Annotated in this window: 21 protein-coding genes and 1 pseudogene; 19 read left to right on the forward strand and 3 right to left on the reverse strand. The window is 72.0% G+C overall.

From position 1 onward, the window contains the following. Position 1: 1 nt before the first annotated feature. Entirely contained in the window at positions 2 to 1,132 is a 1,131-nt protein-coding gene (gene mnmA, locus ABZ016_RS21545) for a tRNA 2-thiouridine(34) synthase MnmA (protein ID WP_356918257.1), read from the forward strand. Between the two features lie 37 nt (positions 1,133 to 1,169). On the opposite strand, the gene ABZ016_RS21550 is transcribed toward mnmA, so the two are convergent. Then, the gene (locus ABZ016_RS21550) at positions 1,170 to 1,952 is read right to left on the reverse strand and encodes an alpha/beta fold hydrolase (protein ID WP_356918258.1); all 783 of its coding nucleotides are present in this window, start codon (positions 1,950 to 1,952) and stop codon (positions 1,170 to 1,172) included. A 61-nt stretch (positions 1,953 to 2,013) separates the two neighbouring features. Next, complete coding sequence (locus tag ABZ016_RS21555; protein WP_356918260.1) at positions 2,014 to 2,337, reverse strand: DUF427 domain-containing protein; 324 nt, start codon at positions 2,335 to 2,337, stop codon at positions 2,014 to 2,016. A 79-nt stretch (positions 2,338 to 2,416) separates the two neighbouring features. Between ABZ016_RS21555 and ABZ016_RS21560 the strand changes: the two genes are divergently transcribed. The 12 genes and pseudogenes from ABZ016_RS21560 (at position 2,417) to gatB (ending at position 14,919) form a co-directional block, all read left to right on the forward strand. Next, on the forward strand, positions 2,417 to 3,220 hold the full coding sequence (locus tag ABZ016_RS21560) for a class I SAM-dependent methyltransferase (RefSeq protein WP_356918261.1): 804 nt from the start codon (positions 2,417 to 2,419) through the stop codon (positions 3,218 to 3,220). Beyond that, positions 3,217 to 3,756 carry a TIGR00730 family Rossman fold protein gene (locus tag ABZ016_RS21565; RefSeq protein WP_356918262.1) on the forward strand — a complete coding sequence of 180 codons (540 nt, stop codon included), beginning with the start codon at positions 3,217 to 3,219 and terminating at the stop codon, positions 3,754 to 3,756. Before ABZ016_RS21560 ends, ABZ016_RS21565 begins: the two co-directional genes overlap by 4 nt. Before the next feature lie 18 nt (positions 3,757 to 3,774). Then, complete coding sequence (locus tag ABZ016_RS21570; protein WP_356918263.1) at positions 3,775 to 4,473, forward strand: SDR family oxidoreductase; 699 nt, start codon at positions 3,775 to 3,777, stop codon at positions 4,471 to 4,473. 31 nt (positions 4,474 to 4,504) lie between these two features. After that, the gene (locus ABZ016_RS21575; RefSeq protein WP_356918264.1) at positions 4,505 to 5,512 is read left to right on the forward strand and encodes a methionine synthase; all 1,008 of its coding nucleotides are present in this window, start codon (positions 4,505 to 4,507) and stop codon (positions 5,510 to 5,512) included. A gap of 15 nt (positions 5,513 to 5,527) precedes the next feature. After that, positions 5,528 to 7,723: an NAD-dependent DNA ligase LigA gene (ligA, locus tag ABZ016_RS21580; RefSeq protein WP_356918265.1), complete on the forward strand. Its 2,196-nt coding sequence runs from the start codon at positions 5,528 to 5,530 to the stop codon at positions 7,721 to 7,723. A 256-nt stretch (positions 7,724 to 7,979) separates the two neighbouring features. Beyond that, positions 7,980 to 10,265: a bifunctional diguanylate cyclase/phosphodiesterase gene (locus ABZ016_RS21585; RefSeq protein ID WP_356918266.1), complete on the forward strand. Its 2,286-nt coding sequence runs from the start codon at positions 7,980 to 7,982 to the stop codon at positions 10,263 to 10,265. A gap of 217 nt (positions 10,266 to 10,482) precedes the next feature. Further along, positions 10,483 to 10,647, forward strand: a pseudogene (locus ABZ016_RS21590) (hypothetical protein); the annotation flags it as partial. 123 nt (positions 10,648 to 10,770) lie between these two features. Beyond that, positions 10,771 to 11,262: a cupin domain-containing protein gene (locus ABZ016_RS21595; RefSeq protein ID WP_356918334.1), complete on the forward strand. Its 492-nt coding sequence runs from the start codon at positions 10,771 to 10,773 to the stop codon at positions 11,260 to 11,262. A gap of 94 nt (positions 11,263 to 11,356) precedes the next feature. Further along, positions 11,357 to 11,653 carry an Asp-tRNA(Asn)/Glu-tRNA(Gln) amidotransferase subunit GatC gene (gene gatC, locus ABZ016_RS21600; RefSeq protein ID WP_031117542.1) on the forward strand — a complete coding sequence of 99 codons (297 nt, stop codon included), beginning with the start codon at positions 11,357 to 11,359 and terminating at the stop codon, positions 11,651 to 11,653. 6 nt (positions 11,654 to 11,659) lie between these two features. Next, positions 11,660 to 13,153 carry an Asp-tRNA(Asn)/Glu-tRNA(Gln) amidotransferase subunit GatA gene (gatA, locus tag ABZ016_RS21605; protein WP_356918267.1) on the forward strand — a complete coding sequence of 498 codons (1,494 nt, stop codon included), beginning with the start codon at positions 11,660 to 11,662 and terminating at the stop codon, positions 13,151 to 13,153. Then, positions 13,150 to 13,389, forward strand: coding sequence for a hypothetical protein (locus ABZ016_RS21610; protein ID WP_003993134.1), 240 nt, complete (start codon positions 13,150 to 13,152; stop codon positions 13,387 to 13,389). The genes gatA and ABZ016_RS21610 overlap by 4 nt, the downstream gene beginning before the upstream one ends. A 15-nt stretch (positions 13,390 to 13,404) precedes the next feature. After that, positions 13,405 to 14,919 (forward strand): Asp-tRNA(Asn)/Glu-tRNA(Gln) amidotransferase subunit GatB, encoded by a 1,515-nt coding sequence (gatB, locus tag ABZ016_RS21615; RefSeq protein ID WP_356918268.1) that lies wholly within the window; start codon positions 13,405 to 13,407, stop codon positions 14,917 to 14,919. A gap of 60 nt (positions 14,920 to 14,979) precedes the next feature. Here the strand turns inward: gatB and ABZ016_RS21620 are convergent, their stop codons facing one another. Then, a complete protein-coding gene (locus ABZ016_RS21620; protein ID WP_356918269.1) occupies positions 14,980 to 15,789 on the reverse strand; it encodes a methyltransferase domain-containing protein in 810 nt (269 codons plus the stop codon). 228 nt (positions 15,790 to 16,017) lie between these two features. Between ABZ016_RS21620 and ABZ016_RS21625 the strand changes: the two genes are divergently transcribed. The 6 genes from ABZ016_RS21625 to ABZ016_RS21650 all read left to right on the forward strand — a co-directional run bounded on the left by ABZ016_RS21625 (position 16,018) and on the right by ABZ016_RS21650 (position 23,552). Further along, a complete protein-coding gene (locus tag ABZ016_RS21625) occupies positions 16,018 to 16,407 on the forward strand; it encodes a hypothetical protein (RefSeq protein WP_356918335.1) in 390 nt (129 codons plus the stop codon). Between the two features lie 171 nt (positions 16,408 to 16,578). Beyond that, complete coding sequence (locus tag ABZ016_RS21630) at positions 16,579 to 18,825, forward strand: MMPL family transporter (protein WP_356918270.1); 2,247 nt, start codon at positions 16,579 to 16,581, stop codon at positions 18,823 to 18,825. Next, on the forward strand, positions 18,803 to 19,375 hold the full coding sequence (locus ABZ016_RS21635) for a GNAT family protein (RefSeq protein ID WP_356918271.1): 573 nt from the start codon (positions 18,803 to 18,805) through the stop codon (positions 19,373 to 19,375). Before ABZ016_RS21630 ends, ABZ016_RS21635 begins: the two co-directional genes overlap by 23 nt. 35 nt (positions 19,376 to 19,410) lie before the next feature. Continuing rightward, positions 19,411 to 19,947: a hypothetical protein gene (locus ABZ016_RS21640; RefSeq protein ID WP_356918272.1), complete on the forward strand. Its 537-nt coding sequence runs from the start codon at positions 19,411 to 19,413 to the stop codon at positions 19,945 to 19,947. A 198-nt stretch (positions 19,948 to 20,145) separates the two neighbouring features. Continuing rightward, a complete protein-coding gene (locus ABZ016_RS21645) occupies positions 20,146 to 20,331 on the forward strand; it encodes a hypothetical protein (protein WP_356918273.1) in 186 nt (61 codons plus the stop codon). Between the two features lie 134 nt (positions 20,332 to 20,465). After that, complete coding sequence (locus ABZ016_RS21650; protein WP_356918336.1) at positions 20,466 to 23,552, forward strand: AAA family ATPase; 3,087 nt, start codon at positions 20,466 to 20,468, stop codon at positions 23,550 to 23,552. Positions 23,553 to 23,594 lie beyond the last annotated feature (42 nt).

A 23,594-nucleotide genomic window follows, 5' to 3' on the forward strand; every position in this document is an offset into this window, starting at 1 on the left:
TATGACTGACACCCCGCAGCGCTCCCGTCCCCTCCGTGTCCTGGCCGCCATGTCCGGCGGAGTCGACTCCGCCGTCGCCGCCGCCCGTGCGGCCGAGGCGGGCCACGACGTGACCGGCGTCCACCTCGCGCTCTCCGCCAACCCGCAATCGTTCCGCACGGGCGCGCGGGGCTGCTGCACCATCGAGGACTCACGCGACGCCCGCCGCGCCGCCGACGTCATCGGCATCCCGTTCTACGTGTGGGACCTCGCCGACCGCTTCCGTGAGGACGTCGTCGAGGACTTCGTCGCCGAGTACGAGGCCGGACGCACGCCCAACCCCTGCCTGCGCTGCAACGAGAAGATCAAGTTCGCCGCGCTGCTGGACAAGGCGCTGGCCCTGGGCTTCGACGCGGTCTGCACGGGCCACTACGCCAAGGTGATCACGCACGAGGACGGCACACGCGAGCTGCACCGGGCCTCCGACATGGCCAAGGACCAGTCGTACGTCCTCGGCGTGCTGGACGACCGGCAGCTCGCCCACGCGATGTTCCCCCTGGGGGACACCGTCACCACCAAGGACGAGATCCGCGCGGAGGCCGAGCGCAGGGGCCTGGCGGTGGCCAAGAAGCCCGACTCGCACGACATCTGCTTCATCGCCGACGGCGACACCCAGGGCTTCCTCGCGGACCGGCTCGGCAAGGCGGAGGGCGACATCGTCGACGAGTCGGGAGCGAAGCTCGGCACGCACGAGGGCGCCTTCGGCTTCACCATCGGCCAGCGCAAGGGGCTCAGGATCGGCACCCCCGCCCCCGACGGCAAGCCGCGCTACGTCCTCGACATCTCCCCGGTGGACAACACGGTGACCGTCGGCCCGGCCTCCGCCCTGGACGTCAGCGCCCTCACCGCCGTCAAGCCCCGCTGGTGCGGCGTCGCCCCGACCGGCCCCGGCACCTACACGGCCCAGCTCCGCGCCCACGGCGGCGAGACCGAGGTCACCGCCGAGCTGACCGACGGCACCCTGGAGGTCGCCTTCACCGAGCCGGTCCGCGGCGTCGCCCCCGGCCAGGCGATCGTCCTGTACGACGGCACACGGGTGGTCGGCTCGGCGACGATCGCCTCGACCAAGCGGACCCCGGCGGGCGTGGCCTGACAGGGGGTTCTCGACCCTGGCCTTGACCCCGCCCCGCTCAGTCCCGCGAGAAGAATTCCAGCAGCACCGGCGCCAGCACGTTCGGCTCCACCATGTGGGTCTGCCCCTGGAGGGCGCGGTACGCCCCCTCCGGGACGGAGTCCGCGATCGCCCGGGCCGCCTCGCGGAGCCAGGCCGGGCTGGCCTCGCCCGCGACCGCCAGGACGGGGACGCCGACGGAGGCCAGCCGGGAGCGCGGGACCCGGCCGTCGCGCATCACGGCGTCGTCGTAGGCGAGGCTAGGCGCGATGGCCTCCATGCCGGCCCACATCGGGGACTGGCGGGCACCCTGGATGACGCCCTCGGCCAGGCCGGTCAGCCGCAGGAACAGCTCGACCGCGTCCCCGCGCCGCCCCTCACCGAGCGCCTCCCGCAGCCGCCCGGTGTACTCCGCGCGCTCCTCGGCGCCCTCCTCGGTCATCGCGAACGGCGTCTCGTACACCGCCACCCGCCGCACCGGCAGCCCGCTCGCCGCCGCCTCCAGCGCCAGCGCCCCGCCCGACGAGATGCCGTACAGGCACGCCTCGCCGCCCACCGCCTCGATCACCGCCGCCAGGTCCTCGACCTCGCGCTCCACGGCGTACGGCGCCGTGTCGCCGCTGGCGCCACGGCCCCGGCGGTCGTACACGACGGCCTGGAAACGCTCCGAGAGCGACACCGCCAGGGGCGCGAGGGTGCCGCCCGTCGACATCGCGCCGCTCACCAGGACGACAGCGGGACCCTGGCCGGTGCTCTCGAAGGCGATGCGGGTGCCGTCGCGCGAAAGGATCTTCTTGTCCATGTCTGTGCAGACTGCCGCACGGCGCGGTGTTCATCGGTGAGGCGAGCGGCGCGTCCGCCGATCAGAACACTTCCACCTCGTAGAAGCACAGGTGGTCCTTGATCTCCGCGACCTCCGGCTTGGGCTCCGGATACGCCCAGACGAGGTCCGCGGCGCCCGGCAGCGACCAGTAGGACGCGGTCCCCTTGAACGGGCAGTGCGTGTGCGTGCCGGACGGGGTCAGCAGGTCCATGCGTACGTCCTCGGCCGGGACGTAGTACCGCTCGGGACAGCCCGTCTCGCGCAGCACCAGCGACCGGTCGCTCTCCGCCAGTACCTGCCCGTCGTGCACCACGCGTACGTGCCGCCCGCTCGGCTCGATGGTGATGCGATGCCCGGTGGTCACGATCGCCCTCCTTGGGTAGCCGACTCCTCCGGTACAGCGCACGCTGAAGCGGAGTTCTTCCCCTGCCGCAGGAGGTCCCATGCGAGCCACGGAACCCGCCAGGAACCGCAGCGCCCTGACCCACCAGATCCGGTACGCCCTGCGCCACCCGGAACGGGTGCCCGCGCACGCCCGGCGTGCGGTGCGGGACGCCTGGCTGCGGCTGCGGTACCGCGACCACATCGCGTACTACCGGGCCGTGATGGCCTCCGACGCGGCGCGCAGCGCGGAGGCGGCGGTGGGACACAACCCGTCGCGCGAGGCGTGGGCGCGGATCGGGCGCATGCAGTTCGACTACCTGGTGGGACACGGCCTGCGGCCGCACCACCGGATGCTGGAGATCGGCTGCGGCAACCTGCGCGCCGGGCGGCTGTTCATCGACCACCTCGACGCCGGGCACTACTACGGCATCGACATATCGCCGCACATCCTGCTCGCCGCCCAGGACACCCTCGTGGCCGAGAACCTCCAGTCCAAGCTGCCCTACCTGGCGCTCGCCGACGACCTCACCTTCGCCTTCCTGCCCGACGCGCACTTCGACGTGGTGCACGCGCACAGTGTCTTCTCGCACTCTCCGCCGCACGTCATCGAGGAGTGCTTCGCCCACGTCGGACGGATCCTCGCGCCCGGCGGCTTCTTCGACTTCACCTTCGACCGCACCGAGGGGGAGGAGCACCAGGTGCTCCGCGAGGACTTCTACTACCGGACGGCGACGCTGATCGAAATCGCCGCGCGGCACGGACTGGACGCCCGGTTCATGGACGACTGGGAACGGCTCCCGCACCGGCAGTCGAAAATACGGGTCGTCGCGACGGCCGACCGGACCCGTACGGTGGGCCCATGAACATCTGTGTCTTCCTGTCCGCCGCCGATCTCGACGAGCGCTACACCCGTCCCGCGCGGGAGTTCGCCAAGCTGCTGGGCAAGGGCGGTCACACGCTGGTGTGGGGCGGCTCCGACGTGGGCCTCATGAAGGTCGTCGCCGACGGGGTGCAGGAGGCGGGCGGGCGGCTCGCCGGCGTCTCCGTGCAGTTCCTCGCGGCCAAGGCCCGTCCGGGCGTCGACGAGATGGTGGTGGCCAAGGACCTGGCCGAGCGCAAGAGGCTGCTCCTGGAGAAGGCCGACGCCGTGGTGATCATGGTGGGAGGCACCGGCACGCTCGACGAGGCGACCGAGATCCTGGAGCTGAAGAAACACGGCCACACGGACAAGCCGGTGGTCCTGCTCAACACCGCCGGGTTCTACGACGGCCTGAAGGAGCAGTTCCGCCGCATGGAGGACGAGGGCTTCCTGCCCCGCCCGCTCACCGACCTGGTGTTCTTCGCGGAGGAGCCGGTGGGGGCCATGGCGTACCTGGAGGAGAGCCAGGGCATCGAGTGACCCGGCTCTGATGCGAGCATGGCGGACATGGCTACTCATGTGATCACCGGGGCGGGCTCCGGCATCGGCGCGGCCGTGGCCCGCCGTCTGCACGCGCGCGGGGACGATCTCGTGCTGCACGCGCGCGACGCGGGCCGTGCGAAGGAACTGGCGGCGGAGTTCCCCGGGGCGAAGACCCTGGTCGGTGACCTGGCCGACCCGGACAGGCTCTCCTGGGCCTTCTCCCACCAGTCACTGCCGGACCGGGTGGACTCGCTGCTGCACGTCGCCGGGGTCGTCGACCTCGGTCCGGTCGGCGACCTCACCCCGAAGACCTGGCGCCACCAGCTCAACGTCAACCTGGTCGCCCCCGCCGAGCTGACCCGTCACTTCCTGCCGCAGTTGCGCGCCGCCCGGGGGCACGTGGTCTTCGTCAACTCCGGTGCCGGTCTCAACGCGAACGCCGGCTGGTCCGCGTACGCCGCCTCCAAGCATGGCCTGAAGGCCCTGGCCGACTCCCTGCGCCACGAGGAGCACGCGAGCGGCATACGCGTCACCTCGGTCTACCCCGGCCGTACGGCGAGCCCCATGCAGGCCAAGGTCCACCAGCAGGAGGGCAAGGAGTACGACGCCTCGAAGTGGATCGACCCGGAGTCGGTGGCCACGACGATCCTGACGGCCCTGGACCTGCCGAGGGACGCGGAGGTCAACGACCTGACGGTACGACCGGGTAACTGACCCCGGCCCGGTCGCTGCGTAGGCTTCTCGGGTGAGTGAAGACAGCCAGTTCAGGTTCGGTGCCGCCACCGGCGTGGGGTCCATGCCGGGCGGCGACGCCCGAGAAGCCGCCAAGACCGTCACCGGCACCTTCGAGGACTTCCCGTTCCTGCCCGAACTGCCCGCCCGGGGCCCCGGCGCGGACATGATCGGGCGGACCGCCGGGATGCTCGTCGAGCTGTACGCGCGCGTGGAGCCCAGCGGATGGCGGCTCGGCGACCGGCCGGGGCGGGACACCAAGCGGGCCCGTTCCTGGCTCGGCGAGGACCTCGACGCGCTGGAGGAGTTCACGCAGGAGTACGAGGGACCGCTGAAGGTCCAGGCGGTCGGGCCGTGGACCCTCGCCGCGAACCTGGAGCTGAGGAACGGCGAGGCGGCCCTCTCCGACGCGGGTGCCTGCCGGGACCTCGCCGCCTCCCTCGCCGAGGGCCTGCGTCTGCATCTCGCCGAAGTGCGGCGGCGCGTCCCCGGCGCGCACCTCGTCCTCCAGCTCGACGAGCCGTCCCTCACCGCCGTCCTGCGGGGCCAGGTGAAGACCGCCAGCGGCTACCGCACCCACCGGTCCGTCGACCGGCAGACCGTCGAGGCCACGCTGCGTGACCTCGTCGCCGTGCATCCCGACGGTCCGGTCGTCGTCCACTCCTGCGCACCGGACGTGCCCTTCGCGCTGCTGCGCCGGGCGGGCGCGGCGGCCGTCTCCTTCGACTTCTCCCTGCTCACCGAGCGTGACGACGAGACGATCGGTGAGGCGGTGGAGGGCGGCACCCGGCTCTTCGCCGGTGTCGTCCCGGGCACCGAGGGCCCATTGTCAGACCCTGCCGGTAGCGTCATGGGTGTCAGGACGCTGTGGCGCAGGCTGGGGCTGTCACCGGGGCTTCTCGCGGAGGCGGTCACGCTCACCCCGGCGTGCGGACTCGCGGGGGCCTCCCCGGGGTACGCGCGCACGGCTCTCGCCCACTGCGTCCGGGCGGCGAGATCTCTCGCGGACAACCCAGAGTAACGGGAGGACGACACGGTGGCCGGCGACAAGCAAGCGGAGACGACGACGGTGCCCGCCGAGGCACGGGAGAAGCACGCGCGCCTCGCGGAGCAGATCGAGGAGCACCGCTTCCGCTACTACGTGAAGGACGCTCCCGTCGTCAGCGACGCGGAGTTCGACCAACTGCTGCGTTCCCTGGAAGCGCTGGAGGAGGAGCACCCGGAGCTGCGCACCCCGGACTCGCCCACCCAGAAGGTCGCGGGCGCGTACGCCACGGAGTTCACGGCGGTCGAGCATCGCGAGCGCATGCTCTCCCTCGACAACACCTTCAACGAGGAGGAGCTCGCCGCCTGGTCGGAGCGGATCGCGAGGGAACTGGGCGAGCAGGACTACCACTTCCTGTGCGAGCTGAAGGTCGACGGCCTCGCCGTGAACCTCACCTACGAGCACGGCCGCCTCACCCGTGCGGCGACCCGCGGCGACGGCCGCACCGGCGAGGACATCACGCCCAACGTCCGGACGATCGCCGAGATCCCGGAGCGCCTCGAGGGCGACCGCGTCCCCGACCTCGTGGAGATCCGCGGCGAGGTCTACTTCCCGATGGAGAAGTTCCAGGAGCTCAACGCCCGGCTGGTATCGGCCGGCGACAAGCCCTTCGCCAACCCGCGCAACGCCGCGGCCGGTTCACTGCGCCAGAAGGACCCGCGCGTCACCGCCACCCGCCCTCTGCACATGGTGGTCCACGGCATCGGTGCCCTGGAGGGCTTCACGGGCCTGACCCGCCTCTCGCAGGCGTACGACCTGCTCAAGACCTGGGGCCTGCCCACCTCCCGGCACAACCGGGTGGTCGACGGTCTCCCAGGCATGCTGGAGTTCATCGCCCACTACGGCGAGAACCGCCACTCCGTGGAGCACGAGATCGACGGTGTGGTCGTCAAGCTCGACGAGATCCCGCTCCAGGGCCGCCTCGGCTCGACCTCGCGCGCCCCGCGCTGGGCGATCGCGTACAAGTACGCGCCGGAGGAGGTGAACACCAAGCTCATCAACATCCGCGTGGGCGTGGGCCGCACGGGCCGGGTCACGCCGTACGCCCAGGTCGAGCCGGTCACGGTCGCGGGCTCCGAGGTCGAATTCGCCACGCTGCACAACCAGGACGTGGTCAAGGCCAAGGGCGTCCTCATCGGTGACACGGTGGTGCTGCGCAAGGCCGGTGACGTCATCCCGGAGATCCTCGGCCCGGTCGCCGACCTGCGCGACGGCAGCGAGCGCGAGTTCGTGATGCCGAGCGAGTGCCCCGAGTGCGGTACCCCGCTCAGGCCGATGAAGGAGGGCGACGTCGACCTGCGCTGCCCGAACGCCCGCACCTGCCCGGCCCAGTTGCGCGAGCGCCTGTTCTACCTCGCGGGCCGCAAGGCGCTGGACATCGAGCACTTCGGCTACGTCGCCGCGGCCGCCCTCACCGCTCCGCTGGAGCCGAAGGATCCGCCGCTGGTGGACGAGGGCGACCTGTTCGACCTCACCATCGACCAGCTGCTGCCCATCAAGGCGTACGTCCTCGACCCGGACAGCGGTCTGCCCAAGCGCGACCCGAAGACCGGTGAGGAGAAGGTCGCCACGATCTTCGCGAACCAGGAGGGCAAGCCCCGCAAGAACGCGCTGGCCATGCTGGAGAACATCGCGGCGGCGAAGGAGCGCCCGCTCGCCCGGATCATCACCAGCCTGTCGATCCGTCATGTGGGCCCGGTCGCGGCCGAGGCGCTGGCCCGCGAGTTCCGCTCGATCGAGCGCATCGACCAGGCCACCGAGGAGGAACTGGCGGTCACCGAGGGCGTCGGCCCGACCATCGCCGCCTCCCTCAAGCAGTGGTTCACCGAGGACTGGCACCGCGAAATCATCCGTAAGTGGAAGGCCGCCGGCGTCCGCATGGAGGAGGAGAGCACCGGCGAGGACGAGGGTCCGCGTCCGCTCGAAGGTCTCACCGTGGTCGTCACCGGCACCCTCGAACACTTCACCCGGGACGGCGCCAAGGAGGCGCTGCAGAGCCGCGGTGCGAAGGTGACCGGTTCGGTTTCGAAGAAGACGTCTTTCGTCGTGGTGGGTGACAGCCCCGGATCGAAATACGACAAGGCGATGCAGCTGAAGGTGCCCGTCCTGAACGAGGACGGTTTCGGGGTCCTGTTGGAGCAGGGACCGGACGCGGCGGCCGAAGTCGCCCTTTCGGCCGAGGAGTAGCGGTTGAAGGCCACCCGTTCGGCGCATACCAGATGCATACGGGTGGCCGGGGCGCATTCGGGCAACCGTCGGCGACCGCTGCCCGTGGAAGCCTTCTGCGGCCTACTGTTGAGATGTGCGCCTGCCGTGCCCAGCTGCGGTCGGGGCATCTTCGTGCTCGCGCGGGGCACGGGGACGGGTTTCAGCGCGGGCCGTCGAGGGTTGTCGGGCACCGGGCCGCGTGGCGTGGGCACCGCCGGCTGTGAGAGGGACGGGAATGGAACCGACCGAGAGCGCCGTGCCGGGCTCACGGCTGCGCCTGCGCCGCATGGCGGTCGTATGGCGCGCAGTCCGTGGGGCCGGACGGCCGGCGGGGCGTCCGGGCGTGGAGGTGCGCGCCGTCGGACAGTACACCGCGGACGCGCGCGGTGTCGGGGGGCGCGCCGCGGACGGCCGCGGCGCCACCCAGCCGGTCACCGAACACGCCCCCGGGCTGACGGGCGTGGGCCCGGACGCGGACACCGAACGTCACCATTCCTGGCCCGCGCTGCCCGCGGCGGTCGTCGCTGCGGCCGGCTTCGTCCTGGGCGCCGGCTTCTACCGCGCCTTCACCGCCGGCCACGCGCTCTTCCCGTCCGGCACGGCCGGCTGGGCGCTGGCCGTGCTGACCGGCATCATCGTCGGCCATCTGGTCATGCTGGGCCGCTCCCGCTGGTGGGGCGGCACCGGCTCGGGCGCCGCCCTCACCCTCGCCGTGCTGCTGCTCTACGGCTGGCTGCCGGCCGGCATGGTCAGCCTCACGGTCGTCGTGCTGGTCGGCGTCGCCCGCCGCAACCGCTGGCGCCAGGGCATCCTCCACGGGGCGGTCGACCTCCTCGGCATCGGCGCCGGCGCCCTGGTGCTGGGCGCCTTCGGGTCCGTTCCGTCCGTCGAGTCCCCCTCGCACCCGGACAGCTGGACGCTCTACACCGCGCCCGAAGTGGCCCTGGTCGCCCTCGCCTACCTGGCCGTCAGCCGTGTCCTGCTCTGGTACCTGCACGCCCCGCGCCCCGGCCTGCCCACCGTCGCCCGCACCGCCCTGGTCAGACAGGGTCTGGTCGCGGTCGCGCTGCTGGGCATCGCGCCGCTGGTGTGCGTGGTGGCCGTGGCCAAGCCCATCCTGCTGCCGCTGTTCTCCATCCCGCTCATCGCGCTGGACTCCACGCTCTGGATAGCCCGGGCCCGCGCCGAGGAACAGTTGCGCGACCCGCTGACGGGGCTGCCCAACCGCCAGTGGCTGCTGGAGCGCATCTGGACCGCGCTGGACGACGCCGAACGCATCGACGCCCGCGCCGCACTGATGCTGATCGACCTCGACCGTTTCCGGTCGGTCAACGACACCCTCGGTCATCTGGCCGGTGACCGGCTGCTGCTGCAGATCGCCGACCGGCTGCGGGTGGCGCTGCCGCGCGGGGCGGAGGCCGCCCGGCTCGGCGGGGACGAGTTCGCCGTCTTACTGCCCGTCGCGGACTCCACGACGTCCGCGACCCGGGTCGCCCGCAACCTGGTCACCGCGCTCAGTTCCCCGCTCGACCTCGACGGCCTCACCCTCGTCCTGGAGGCCAGCGCCGGAGTCGCCGTCTTCCCCGACCACGCCCTGGACGCCGAGGGGCTGCTGCGGCGCGCGGACGTGGCGATGTACCAGGCGAAGCGGGACCGCACGGGCGTCGAGGTCTACGAGTCCAAGCGCGACTCCAACACCCCGGACCGGCTCGGCCTGCTGGGGGACCTCCGCCGGGCGCTGGACGCCCAGGAGGTGGAACTGCACTACCAGCCGAAGGTCCGCTTCGACGGGCAGGTCGCGGGTCTGGAAGCCCTGGTCCGCTGGGTGCACCCCGAGCGGGGCAAGGTGCCGCCGGACGAGTTCATAGCGATCGCCGAGTCCTCGGGCCTGATGCCCCACCTCACCGAGTACGTCCTGGAGACCGCGCTCGGCCAGGTCGCACGCTGGCGGGCACAGGGACTGTTCGTCCCGGTCGCGGTCAACGTCTCCCCGCGCGACGTCCACACCCCCGGTTTCGCCGGCTCGGTCGCCGCCCGGCTGGCACGGCACGGTGTGCCCGCGGGAGCGCTCCAACTGGAGATAACGGAACACGTCCTCCTGGAGGACCCGCAGCGCGCCGCCGACACCCTGAACGGGCTGACCGGGCACGGCGTGAAGATGTCCCTCGACGACTTCGGCACGGGCTACTCGTCGCTCGTGCACCTGCGCCGGCTCCCGGTCAGCGAGCTGAAGATCGACCGCTCGTTCGTCGCCCGGCTCGCGGTCGACACCGAGGACGCCGAGATCGTGCGCTGCACGGTCGACCTCGCGCACTCCCTCGGCCTGCTCGTCGTCGCCGAGGGCGTCGAGGACGACGAGACCTGGGAACGCCTGCGCGACCTCGGCTGCGACGCCGTCCAGGGCTGGCTGGTCGCCGCCGCGATGCCCCCGGACGAGACGACGGCCTGGCTCCGCGCCCGAGGCTCCCGCGGCTGGCAGCGCCCCCGCGCCGCCCTCCCGGCAGCGGCCACCGAGGACTAGCCCGCCGGGCCGACCGCCCCACCCGTTCGTGCCGGCGGACAAACGGGCGTTCCCCCTGGGACGCCCGCCCCCCTGCGCCCCGTGCGTCTGCCGCCTGCCCGGCCCATGCCGTCGGCGGCCCCCACGCGCCAGCTCGCGTCCTCAGCTCGCCCCCGCCGCGAAGTGCCCGATCGGCAGTTCGCGGCGCCTGCCGTACGCGCCCTCCGGCAGGTGCGGTGTGTGTCCCTACCGCTTCCTGTTCCGGCCCGCCCCGGCCCGCCCCGACGGCGACGCCGGTGCCTACCTCTCGGTCAAGGGCCTGAGGGACGGCACCTTCGGAGTGGTGGGCCTGGCGCTGCTGGTCTTCGTCGGTGCCCGCGCCGAGGCCTGGTTCATGCTCGCCGTGGCACTCGTGCCGCTGTTCGACACACTGATAGTGCTCCGCCACGGCCGTGGTCGTGCTGATCAGTGCAGCACTGCTCTTCGCCGTCTGACCGCGTGGTCACCGACAACAGGGGGTCGGAAGATGTCGCTGTTCGTGCCGAAGTTCGACGAGACCGTGATCGTCCGCGAGGCGGACGCCGAGATCGTCGGCCGGGCTCCCACCACCGTCCGCCTGCTGGCCGACAGCAGTGCGACCGGTGGCGCCCTGTCCACCCAGCGGGTCACGCTCACGGCAGGCGCCGACGGCGCCAAGCCGCACTGGCATGACAACTCCGCCGAGATGTTCTTCCTGCTCGACGGCGCCGCGGAGATCCTCTCCGGCGACGACGTCGTCACCGCCGGCCCGGGCGACCTCGTCATCGTCCCGCCCGGCAGGCCGCACGCGTTCGCCGCCGTCCCGGGGGCCGACGCGGACCTCCTCATCGTCATCACGCCCGGCGTCGAACGCTTCGAGTACTTCCGCCACCTCCAGCGCATCCGCCTCGGCGAGGCCACCCCGGAGAGCCTCCTGGAGGTGCAGGAGCGGTACGACAACCACTTCCTGCGCAGCGAGGTCTGGGACGAGCGCCGCTGACGGGCGGGCCCGGCGGCAAACCGTTTCACGGGCACGGCCCCCGGCCCCATAGGATTGGGCCACACCACATTCACTCACCCCAGAGGATCGCTGCATGCCTGGCATCACGCGCGAGGAGGTCGCCCACCTCGCCCGGCTGGCGCGTCTGGAGCTGAAGCCCGAAGAGCTCGACCACTTCGCGGGCCAGCTGGACGACATCATCGGCGCGGTCGCCCGCGTCAGCGAGGTCGCCGACCAAGACGTACCGCCGACCTCGCACCCGCTCCCGCTGACGAACGTCATGCGACCGGACGAGGTCCGTCCCTCGCTCACCCCCGAGCAGGCGCTCTCCGGCGCCCCGGCCCAGGAGCAGCAGCGTTTCAAGGTGCCGCAGATCCTGGGGGAGGACTAACAAGCCATGACGGACATCATCAAGCTCACGGCCGCCGAGACCGCCGCCAGGATCGCCTCCGGCGAGCTCACGGCCGTCCAGGTCACCGAGGCCCACCTCGCCCGCATCGAGGCCGTCGACGAGAAGGTGCACGCCTTCCTGCACGTCGACCGCGAGGGCGCCCTCGCCCAGGCCCGCGCCGTCGACGAGAAGCGCGCCAAGGGCGAGAAGCTCGGCCCGCTGGCCGGCGTACCGCTCGCGCTCAAGGACATCTTCACCACCGAGGGCGTGCCCACGACCGTCGGCTCGAAGATCCTCGAGGGCTGGATCCCGCCGTACGACGCGACGCTCACCAAGCGCCTCAAGGCCGCCGACGTCGTCATCCTCGGCAAGACCAACATGGACGAGTTCGCCATGGGGTCCTCCACCGAGAACAGCGCCTACGGCCCGACCGGCAACCCCTGGGACCTCACCAAGATCCCCGGCGGCTCCGGTGGCGGTTCGTCCGCCGCGCTCGCCTCCTTCCAGGCCCCGCTAGCCATCGGCACCGACACCGGCGGCTCCATCCGCCAGCCCGCCGCCGTCACCGGCACCGTCGGCGTGAAGCCGACGTACGGCGCGGTGTCGCGGTACGGCATGGTCGCCTTCTCCTCCTCCCTGGACCAGGGCGGCCCCTGCGCCCGGACGGTGCTGGACGCGGCGCTGCTGCACGAGGTCATCGCCGGGCACGACCCGCTCGACTCGACCTCCATCGACGAGCCCGTCCCGGCGGTCGTCGAGGCCGCCCGGAACGGCAGCGTCCAGGGCATGCGCGTCGGCGTGGTCAAGCAGTTCCGCGGCGAGGGCTACCAGGCCGGTGTCATCCAGCGGTTCGACGAGTCCGTCGAACTGCTCAGGGAGCTCGGCGCCGAGATCGTCGAGCTGGACTGCCCGTCCTTCGACCTCGCGCTGTCGGCGTACTACCTGATCGCGCCCTCCGAGTGCTCCTCCAACCTCGCCCGCTTCGACGGCCTGCGTTACGGCCTGCGTACCGGCGACGACGGCGGCCACTCGGCCGAGGAGGTCACCTCCCTCACCCGTGAGGCGGGCTTCGGCCCCGAGGTCAAGCGCCGCATCATGCTCGGCACGTACGCCCTGTCGAGCGGCTACTACGACGCCTACTACGGCAGCGCCCAGAAGGTCCGCACCCTCATCAAGCAGGACTTCGACAAGGCGTTCGAGAAGGTCGACGTCATCGTCTCCCCGACGACCCCGACCACCGCCTTCGCGATCGGCGAGCGCGCCGACGACCCGATGGCGATGTACCTCGCCGACCTGTGCACCATCCCGACCAACCTGGCGGGCAACGCGGCCATGTCGCTGCCGTGCGGTCTCGCCCCGGAGGACAACCTCCCGGTCGGACTGCAGATCATCGCCCCGGTCATGAAGGACGACCGCCTGTACAAGGTCGGTGCCGCCGTCGAGGCCGCCTTCGTGGAAAAGTGGGGTCATCCGCTGATCGAGGAGGCTCCGTCGCTGTGAGTGCACTGACCAAGGCCAAGGGCTTCAAGAAGTCCAAGTCCGGCACGTACCTGTCCATGGCCGGGACCGCGTTCGGCGCGATCGGCGTCGCCAAGCGGCTGAAGAAGGCCCGCGCCGAGAAGGACACGCTGGTCCTGATCGACGCCACCGTGTCCGCCGTCGCCATCGTCACCGGCCTCGCCATCCTCTACCGCGAGCTGAAGCGGCTGGGCGACGACGACGTCCTGCTGGGCTGAGAGGGAAGTTTCACCGTGACCACCACGACCGACCTGGTGTCGTACGAGGAAGCACTCGCGTCGTACGACCCCGTCATGGGCCTCGAGGTCCATGTCGAACTCGGCACCAAGACCAAGATGTTCTGCGGCTGTTCGACCGCCCTCGGCCAGGACGCCAACACGCAGACCTGCCCGGTCTGCCTCGGCCTGCCCGGCGCGCTCCCGGTCGTCAACGCGACCGGAGTCGAGTCCGCCATCAAGATCGGCCTCGCGCTGAACTGCGAGATCGCCGAGTGGTGCCGCTTCGCCCGGAAGAACTACTTCTATCCGGACATGCCGAAGAACTTCCAGACCTCCCAGTACGACGAGCCGATCGCCTTCAACGGCTACCTCGACGTGCAGCTGGAGGACGGCGAGACCTTCCGCGTGCAGATCGAGCGCGCCCACATGGAGGAGGACACCGGCAAGTCGACGCACGTCGGCGGCGCCACCGGCCGTATCCACGGCGCGTCCCACTCCCTGCTGGACTACAACCGCGCCGGCATCCCGCTGATCGAGATCGTCACCAAGCCGATCGAGGGCGCGGGCGAGCGTGCCCCCGAGGTCGCGCGGGCCTACGTCCGTGAGCTGCGCGAGCTCATCAAGGCGCTCGGCGTCTCCGAGGCCCGGATGGAGATGGGCCAGATGCGCTGCGACGTGAACCTCTCGCTGCGCCCGAACGGCACCGAGAAGTTCGGCACGCGCTCCGAGACGAAGAACGTGAACTCGCTGCGCTCCGTGGAGCGCGCGGCCCGTTTCGAGATCCAGCGGCACGCGGCCGTGCTGTCCTCCGGCGGCACGATCATCCAGGAGACCCGCCACTTCCACGAGGACACGGGGTCGACGACCTCGGGCCGAGTGAAGGAGGAGGCCGAGGACTACCGGTACTTCCCGGAGCCCGACCTGGTTCCGGTGGCCCCCTCGCGCGAGTGGGTCGAACAGCTGCGAGCCGCGCTGCCCGAGCTGCCGCTGGTCCGCCGCAGCCGGCTCCGCGAGGAGTGGGGCGTGTCGGCCGTCGACATGCAGGCGATCCTCAACGCCGGCGCGCTGGAGCCCATCGTCGCCACCATCGAGGCCGGGGCCGACGCCGCCTCCGCCCGCAAGTGGTGGATGGGCGAGCTGGCCCGCAGCGCCAACGAGTCGGGCAAGGCGCTCGACGAGCTGGCGATCACTCCGCAGCAGGTCGCCCGGGTCGCCGAGCTGGTCGCCAAGGGCGACCTGAACGACAAGCTGGCCCGTCAGGTCATCGAGGGCGTTCTCGCGGGCGAGGGCACCCCGGACGAGGTCGTCGACAAGCGCGGCCTGAAGGTCGTGTCCGACGAGGGCGCCCTGACGGCGGCCGTCGACGAGGCGATCGCCGGCAACCCGGGCGTCGCGGACAAGATCCGTGGCGGCAAGGTGGCGGCGGCCGGCGCGCTGGTCGGCGCGGTCATGAAGGCCACGCGCGGCCAGGCCGACGCGGCCCGGGTGAAGGAACTGATCCTTCAGAAGCTGGGCGTCAGCGAGGGCTGAGCACCGCACGTGTGAACCCCAGGGGGGATGCATCGAGCCCGATGCATCCCCCTCAGGCGTCTACAAGCGGCGGCCGACGACCCGGGTGAAGCCCAGGACGTGCTCCACGTCGGCGTGCATCAGCTCGACCGACCAGCGGGCCATGTCGGCCATGAACTCGCTCGTGCTCTCCTCGGCGCACACTTCGCTCCACAGCAGCCAGTCGCGCCAGCCGTCGTCGAGCCAGTCGGCCGTCTCGACCTCGACGGCCCCGCTGCGGGCCCACAGCCGCCGCCACCAGGCGGGGGAGTGGAAGGCCCAGAAGCCGGGATCCTTCTCCCAGTACTTCTTCAGGTGCGCCGGCGGCTCGTCGCCCTCCGGCTCCTCCCGCAGCGCCGGCATCACGACTCCGATCCGCCCGCCCGGCTTCAGCAGCCGGGTCAGAGTGGGCAGGTAGAGGTCGTTCGTGCCGAAGTACTGGTACGCGTCGATGCTCACGATCGCGTCGAAGGTGCCCTCGCCGAACGGCAGGTCGTGCGCCTCGGCGTACACGGGCAGCACCCGGTCGGCCACGCCCGCCTCGGCGATGCGTGCGGCGTTCTCGTCGGGCTTGACCCACAGGTCGGCGGCGGTGACCGACACGTCGTACTCCCTGGCGAGGAAGATCGACGTCATGGCGCGTCCGCAGCCCAGGTCGAGCACGCGCGAGCCGGGGCTCAGGGTGTCGAGCCCGAGGGCCGGGGCCAGCCACTCCAGCAGCCACAGCGCGTGCGGGCCCATCTGGTTCTCGACGGTCCAGCGGGCGTCGTAGCCGTTGCTGCGCGGGTAGCGGGGGTGGCTCACACGGTCAGTGAGGGGGTCGTGCGAGGTCCGGGAAGTGATGTCCGACATCGGTGGACGGGCTCCTTGAGTCCTTGAGGAAGAAAGGGGATGCGTCGGAGCTCGGTCGGACCGTCAAACAATGCACCTGCTTCGGCCGGGCGGCCGGGGGGCCGCGGGCGTTTCCTCGGACCGACGGACGCTAACAGGGGGCCCGTCGGCCCCGCATCCGGTTTTCCTTCACGACGCGCTACCGTCTCGGCCATGAGTGGACGCGCTGATTCCGACACCGAACCGGAGATAGCGGTCTCGGAGCCAGCCGTGGAGCAGGAGCCGGACCCCGAGCAGGAGCCGGACCGCGTGTCCGAGCCCGAGCCCGAGCCAGAGCCCGAGCAGGACCCCGAGCCCGAGCAGGACCCCGAGCAGGACGACGCCGAACCGGCCGAGGATGCGCGTCGGGCCCGCTGGACGGCGGCCGGCACCGGCGCGGTCCTGACTCTCGCCGGTCTGGCGGCGGCACTGATCCGCCTCACCCGAGCCGCACCGGCGCTCGTCCCGGCGGCCTACGCCTGCGGAGCCGCCGTGTGCGCGGGAGCCGCCGTACTGGGTGCGCGGGGCCGCACCCGGCGGGCCCTGTGGCTGATGATCGCCGGGGTGATGGTGATGGCACTGGGGGACCAGTTCGACTGATCACGACCATTGACCACCACCATTGTGAATAAGCCCACGAAACCGACAAAGGATCTCCTGCGCCTGCAAAGGTGATTCCGCATTGCTCATGCGTTCTTTGCGGGTTGTTCAGTTCCGGTACGACTGCTCCCGGCCAAAGACCTACACAAAGCAACTCCGGGAGCACGTTCCGTGGCAGCCCTCGCACGCTGGTGTGTCCAACGCCGTCTGGTCACCGTTCTGCTGTGGCTCCTCGCCCTGGCGGGGGTCGCCTCGGGCGCCGCCGTCGCCGGCTCCGCGTACTCGAACGACTACCAGGTCCCCGGCACCGAGTCGGGCCGCGCCACCCAGCTGCTGCACGAGGGCTTCCCGCGGCTCGGCGGCGACAGCGACACCGTCGTCTGGCACACCACGTCCGGCAGCGTCCGCGCCGCCGACGTCGAGCAGACCATGACCCGCACCCTGGACCGCGTCGGGAACCTGCCCGGTGTGGCCTCCGTGACCAGCCCCTACGACGGCCCGGGTACCGGCCGGATCAGCGCCGACGGCCGTACCGCCTACGCCACGGTCACCTTCGACGAGCAGGCCCAGGACATCGGCAGGTCCGAGGCGCAGGCCGTCGTGGACACCGCCAAGAGCGCCGAGAGCGACGGGCTCCAGGTGGAACTGGGCGGCAGCGCCGTCGGGCTCACCGGGGCCTCCGGCGGGCACCTCGCCGAGATCGTCGGCGTGGTCGTCGCCGCAGTGGTGCTGTTCCTCGCCTTCGGCTCGCTCGCCGCCTCGCTGCTGCCCATCGCCACCGCCCTGGTCGGCGTCGGCACCGCCTACGCCGGGATCGTGCTGCTCGGGCACGCCATGACCGTCGCCGACTTCGCCCCCATGCTCGGCATGCTGATCGGGCTCGGCGTCGGCATCGACTACGCGCTGTTCATCGTGACCAGACACCGGCGCGGCCTGAAGCGCGGGCAGTCCGTCGCCGAGGCGGCCACCAACGCCGTCGCGACCACGGGACGGGCGGTCGTCTTCGCGGGTGCCACCGTTTGCATCGCCCTGCTGGGCATGCTGATCCTCCGGCTCGGCTTCCTCAACGGCGTCGCCGTGGCGGCGAGCCTGACCGTGATCCTCACCGTCGCGGCGTCCGTGACGCTGCTTCCCGCGCTCCTCTCCGTCATCGGCATGCGCGCGCTCAGCCGCCGCGAGCGCCGCCGGCTCGTGGAGCACGGGCCCGAACCCGAACTGCCCACCGGCTTCGCCGCCCGCTGGTCGGCGTTCGTGGAGCGTCACCCCAAGCTGCTCGGTGGCGTCGCCCTGGTGGTCATGGCCGTCCTCGCGCTGCCCACGTTCTCCCTGCACCTGGGCACCTCCGACCAGGGCAACGACCCCAGGACGTCCACCACCCGCCAGGCCTACGACCTCGTCGCCGACGGCTTCGGCCCCGGCGTGAACGGCCCGCTCACCCTCGTCACCAAGGTCGACGGAGCCGACGACAGGCTCGCCCTGGACAACCTCGACGGCACCCTCCGCGCCACCGACGGCGTGGCCTCGGTGACCCCGGTGACGTTCGACTCGGGCGGAGACACCGCCTACCTCACCGTCGTACCGCAGTCCTCCCCGCAGTCGAAGCAGACCAGCGACCTCGTCGACCGGCTGCGCGACGACGTGCTGCCGCGCGCCGAGTCGGGCACCTCGCTCGACGTGCAGGTCGGGGGCCTGACGGCCGGCTACGACGACTTCGCCGACGTCATCGTCTCCAAGCTGCCCGTCTTCGTCGGGGTCGTCATCGGCCTGGGCTGTCTGCTGCTCCTGCTGGCCTTCCGGTCGATCGGCATCCCGCTGAAGGCCGCCGCGATGAACGTCGCGGCCGTGGCCTCCGCCTTCGGGGTGGTGGTCGCGATGTTCCAGTGGGGCTGGGGCAGCGAACTGCTCGGCCTCGGCAGCGCGGGGCCCATCGAGCCCTTCCTGCCCGTGATCATGGTGTCGGTCCTCTTCGGCCTCTCCATGGACTACCAGGTCTTCCTGGTCAGCCGGATGTACGAGGAGTGGCTGGAGACCGGCGACAACCGGCGTGCCGTCCGGGTCGGCCTCGCCGAGACCGGCCGGGTGATCAACTCGGCGGCGGTCATCATGATCTCCGTCTTCCTGGCGTTCGTGCTCAGCGGCGACCGTGTGATCGCCATGTTCGGCATCGCCCTGGCCGCGGCCGTCGCCCTGGACGCCTTCGTGCTCCGCACGCTGCTCGTGCCCGCCCTGATGCACCTGCTCGGCGGCGCCAACTGGTGGCTGCCCCGCTGGCTCGACCAGCGCCTGCCGCGGATCAGCATCGAACCGCCCGAGTGCCGTGCCGCCCATGAGAGGCTGGCCGCCGCGACGGACGCCGAGGTGGCGGACGTCCTGGCGGAGGAGGAGCGGCAGCGGGATGTACGCGATATCCCTGGGTGACGACGTCGAGCTGAGGCCCCTCGAGCCCTGGCACGCCGAGGAGTTCCTGGCACACCTGGAGCGGGGGCGGGAGTTCATCGGGCAGTACGTCCCGTTCGGGACGACCGAGACGGACCTGGCCTCGGCCCGGGCGAAGCTCCAGCTGTACGCCGGCAAGCGCGCCGCCGACACGGGATCCCTGCACGGACTGTGGCTGGACGGGAAGCTCGTGGGCGGGGTGCTGTTCCCGGACTTCGACGCCGCTAACGGCACGTGCGAGGTGGGCTGCTGGCTGGAGCCCGCCGCCACCGGCCGGGGCCTGATCACCCGCGCGATGCGGGTGCTGATCGACTGGGCGGTCGAACAGCGCGGCATCCACCGCGTCGAGTGGGTCGCCGCCTCGGGCAACCAGCCGAGCCTGAACGTGGCGCGGCGGCTCGGCATGACCCGCGACGGTGTGCGCCGGGAGGCGCACCACTACCGTGGCGTACGGCACGATCTCGAAGTCTGGTCGGTGCTGGCGCCCGAGTGGCGCGAGGCACGCGCGCGTGCCGCTCACAACGATCATTAAGAGACTTCTCAGACAGCGACCCTACGGTGCGAGACATGGCAACGAACGCAGTGGACGAGACCGAGGCCACCGAGGCCACGACCGACGAGAAGGCGGTGGACACCACCAAGTCCGACGAGGCGACCGACACCGAGGTCCTGGCCCCGGCCGAGCCCGCCGAGACCAAGGACGCGAGCCCCTCCGGCGTCGGACAGGGCGCCGCGGCCGTGGTCTCCGCCGCGCTGGGCGTCGTCTCGCTCACCGGCAGCTGGCTCGGAACCATCGCCGCCGCCCGCCAGAACCTCGTCGGTCAGCTGCAGACCGCGCAGGGCGCGAGCGTGTCCAAGCAGATCCAGGCGGTCTACGGCGACGCCTGGCAGGCCACCGCCCTGTGGGGCGGCCTGTTCGCGCTGATCGCACTGGTCGTCGGCGTCGTGACGCTCGCGCGGCCCGCGTTCGGCACGCCCGGCAGGATCCAGGCCCCCTGGATCAAGTCGGTCGCCTGGGCGGGTGTCGCGCTGGGCGTGATCGGCCTGTTCCTGGCCGTCCTCAAGTACACCGGCATCCTGCTCGGACTGCCGTCCGCGGGCTGAGTCACCGCAGCTCCCGAGGGGTCTCAGGACCTCCGTAAGCACCTTACGGAGCCTCTGAGGCCCCTCAGCCGTGTCTAAGGCCTCACCCGCCCTCGGAAGATGCGGAACTCTCCCGATGTGGCAGCCCCGCCTGGGAGACGAAGGTGGAGGCATCGCAGAAAGCGAAGCCCCTCCAACGACTCTCACCGAGGACACGCCATGTACGAGTACGAGATGCAGCAGATGCGCACCGCCGACCTCATCCGCCGGGCCGAGCACGAGCGCCGGGTCCGCGAGGCCGCCCAGGCCCGCCGCGCCGCCCGCCGTGAAGCGGCCGAAGGCTCCGCCGAGCACGAGAGCCATAGCCGCCGCTTCCGCAGGCCCCGCTTCGCCAGGGCGGCGTGAAACCCGCCAGGGCACCGGCCGTCGCGACCGTCCGTAAGGGCGCGGGGGCCGGTGCCGTGGCCCGCCGGACGGAAACGGCCGCCGGTGTGGCCGGTCTGGCGAAAACCGGTGACGTGCCGCCGGATGTGCGTGCGATGCTCGGGGCCGTGGAGACCAGGTCCGTAAGTCCCGTGTTCGTCGGCCGGGCCGCCGAGTTGGGCACGCTGGACGAGGTGCTCGCCGGTGCCGCCGCCGGCGACCCCCAGGCGTTGCTCGTCGGCGGCGAGGCCGGGGTCGGCAAGACCCGCCTCCTGGAGGAGTTCGCCGCCGCCGCCCGCCGCCGGGGCGCGGTCGTCGCACTCGGCGGCTGCGTCGAGATCGGCGCCGACGGACTGCCGTTCGCGCCCTTCTCCACGGCCCTGCGCGCCCTGCGCCGCGAACTGCCCGCGCAACTCGCCGCCGCTGCGGCCGGGCAGGAGGAGGAGCTGGCCCGGCTCCTCCCGGAGATCGGCACCGCTGCCGCCCGCGAGGCGGCCCGGCACGACGAGGACGGCATGGCCCGCCTCTTCGAGCTCACCGCCCGCCTGCTGGAGCGGATCGCCGCCGAGCACACCGTGGTCCTCGCCCTGGAGGACCTGCACTGGGCCGACGCCTCCACCCGGCATCTGCTCTCCTACCTCTTCCGCACCCTGCGCACCGGCCGCCTCGTCGTCCTCGCCACCTACCGCTCCGACGACATCCACCGCCGCCACCCGCTCAGGCCCCTGCTCGCCGAACTCGATCGCCTGCGCACCGTCCGCCGCCTCGAACTCGCCCGCTTCACCCGCGAGGAGGTGTGCCTCCAGGTCGCCGGCATCCTCGCCCAGGAACCCGACCCGGACCAGGTCGACGCGATCTTCGAACGCTCCGACGGCAACGCCTTCTTCGTCGAGGAACTCGCCGTCGCCGCCCACGAAGGCTGCCGCACGGGCCTGACCGACTCCCTGCGCGACCTGCTGCTGGTCCGCGTGGAAAGGCTGCCGGAGACCGCCCAGCAGGTCGCCCGGATCGTCGCCGAGGGCGGCTCCACCGTCGAGTACCGGCTGCTGTCCGCCGTCGCCAGGCTCGCCGAGGACGACCTCATCGAGGCGCTGCGGACGGCGGTGAACGCCAGCATCCTCGCCCCCGCGCCCGGCGGCGACGCCTACCGCTTCCGGCACTCCCTGGTCCGGGAGGCCGTCAGTGACGACCTGCTCCCCGGCGAACGCTCCCGCCTCAACCGCCGCTACGCCGAAGCCCTGGAGAGCGACCCGACCCTCGTCCCCGCCGACCAGCGCGCGACGCGCCTGGCCAGCTACTGGTACCACGCCCACGAGCCGGCCAAGGCCCTGCCCGCCGTCCTCGAGGCCTCCGCCGAGGCCCGCCACCGCCATGCCTACTCCGAGCAACTGCGGCTGCTGGAGCGGGCGATGGAACTGTGGGACGCCGCACCCGACGCCGTACGCGACACCCTGCGCCCCGTCGACTTCGCCGAGGCCTACCCGCTGGAGCTGCCCGAACGACGTGGCGGGACCCTCGACCTGCTGGCCGAGGCGGCCGTGGCCGGACGGCTCTGCGGGGAGCGCGAGCGCGCCCTGAAGATCACCAAGCGGGCGCTGCGCCTGCTGGACGAGGAGGACGGCTCCCCCCGAAGTCCTCAACCGCGTTCCGGCACGGGGGACCCCCGTCGCGCCGCCTGGTTCTGGATCCAGCGCTCCCGGCTGGTGCAGAGCCTCGCCCGGGGCGACGGCTGGAAGGAGATCGCCACCGCCCAGGACCTGGTCCGCGGCCTGCCGCCGTCCGAGGTGCACGCCGAGGTGCTCGCCACGGCCGCCCACTGGTCGATGCTGCGCCAGCCGGGCCCGGAGGCGCTGACGGCTGCCGAACGCGCCGTGGAGTACGCCCGCATGGTGGGCGCCGACGACATCGCGTCCAACGCCCGGCTGACACTCGGTGGCCTCATGGTCGAGGCCGGGCAGATCGATGCCGGGCTCACCCACCTCTACGAGGTCAAGGACGAGGTGGTCGCACGGGGCCTCGCGGTGATCGCCGGCCGCAGCCATGTGAACCTGCCGTCCACCCTGGAAGGCATCGGCCGCTCCGAGGAGGCCGTCGGCATCCTGCGCGAGGGACTGGCGCTCACCGGCCGGATGGGCCTCAGGGACGCCGAGGGCTGGGTCTGGGGCAACCTCGCCGAATCGCTCATCTCCCTGGGCCGCTGGGACGAGGCCACGGAGGCGGCGGTCAACGCGCAGCGGCGCGGGCAGTCGGCCGGTCCGAAGGGGGCCGGCGCGATCCACCGGGCGTTCCTCGCGCTCGCCCGCGGCGAGGTGCCCGAGGCCGCCCGGCACCTCGCCGAGGGCCGCGCCTCCTACGGCCCGCACGACCCCATGCCGCAGCACGACCTCCCGATCGCCTGCCTCACCCTCAAGGTCGCCGTCGCCGAGGGCCGCCTCCCCGACGCCCGCGCCGAACTGGCCCGCGCCGTGGAGTCCGGCTTCCCGCCCGGCACCCAGCGCTACGCCTGGCCCCTGCTGCTCGAAGCGGCCACGGCCGAGGCCGACGCCCGGGCGCTGCCCGCGGCGCGGGACGGCCGTGAGGAAGCGCTCGAGGGCATCTTCGGGGCGGTCAAGCGCCTCACCACGAACGCCCCCGTCTGGCTCGCCCACGAGCAGTGGGTGCGCGCGGAACTCCTCCGTGCCGAGGACCGCGGCACCCCGGCTGTCTGGTCGGAGGTGGTCACCGCCTTCGAACCCCTGGAGCGGCCCTACGACCTCGCCCGCGCCCGGTACCGGCTGGCCGAGTCCCTGCTGACGGCCGGCGGCGAGTGCGACGAACGCGACCGCGCCACGGACCTGCTCCGCCTCGTCCACGCCGTCGCCTGCCACCTCGGCGCCCGGCCGCTCGCCGACGCCGCCGCAGCGCTCGCCCAGCGCGCCCGCCTCCCGCTCACGTCCGGCGCGGAACCGGCCAGGACCCCCGCCGACCCCGCCGGGGCCCTGGGGCTCACCAGCCGGGAACGGGACGTGCTGCGCCTGGTCACCGCCGGACACACCAACCGCCGGATAGCCGAGGAACTGTTCATCTCCCCGAAGACCGCGAGCGTGCACGTGTCCAACATCCTGGCGAAGCTCGGCGTCTCCGGTCGGGGCGAGGCCGCGGCGGTGGCGCACCGGCTGGGGCTCTTTCCGGCCGATTCCCTCATGCCCGGTTCGGCGGGCTGAGGTTTACGCTGTAAAGGACATCGGGGGTGTCGCGGTCCAGGG

The organism is Streptomyces sp. NPDC006372, from assembly GCF_040612515.1.
In the GTDB taxonomy this organism is placed as follows: Bacteria; Actinomycetota; Actinomycetes; order Streptomycetales; family Streptomycetaceae; genus Streptomyces.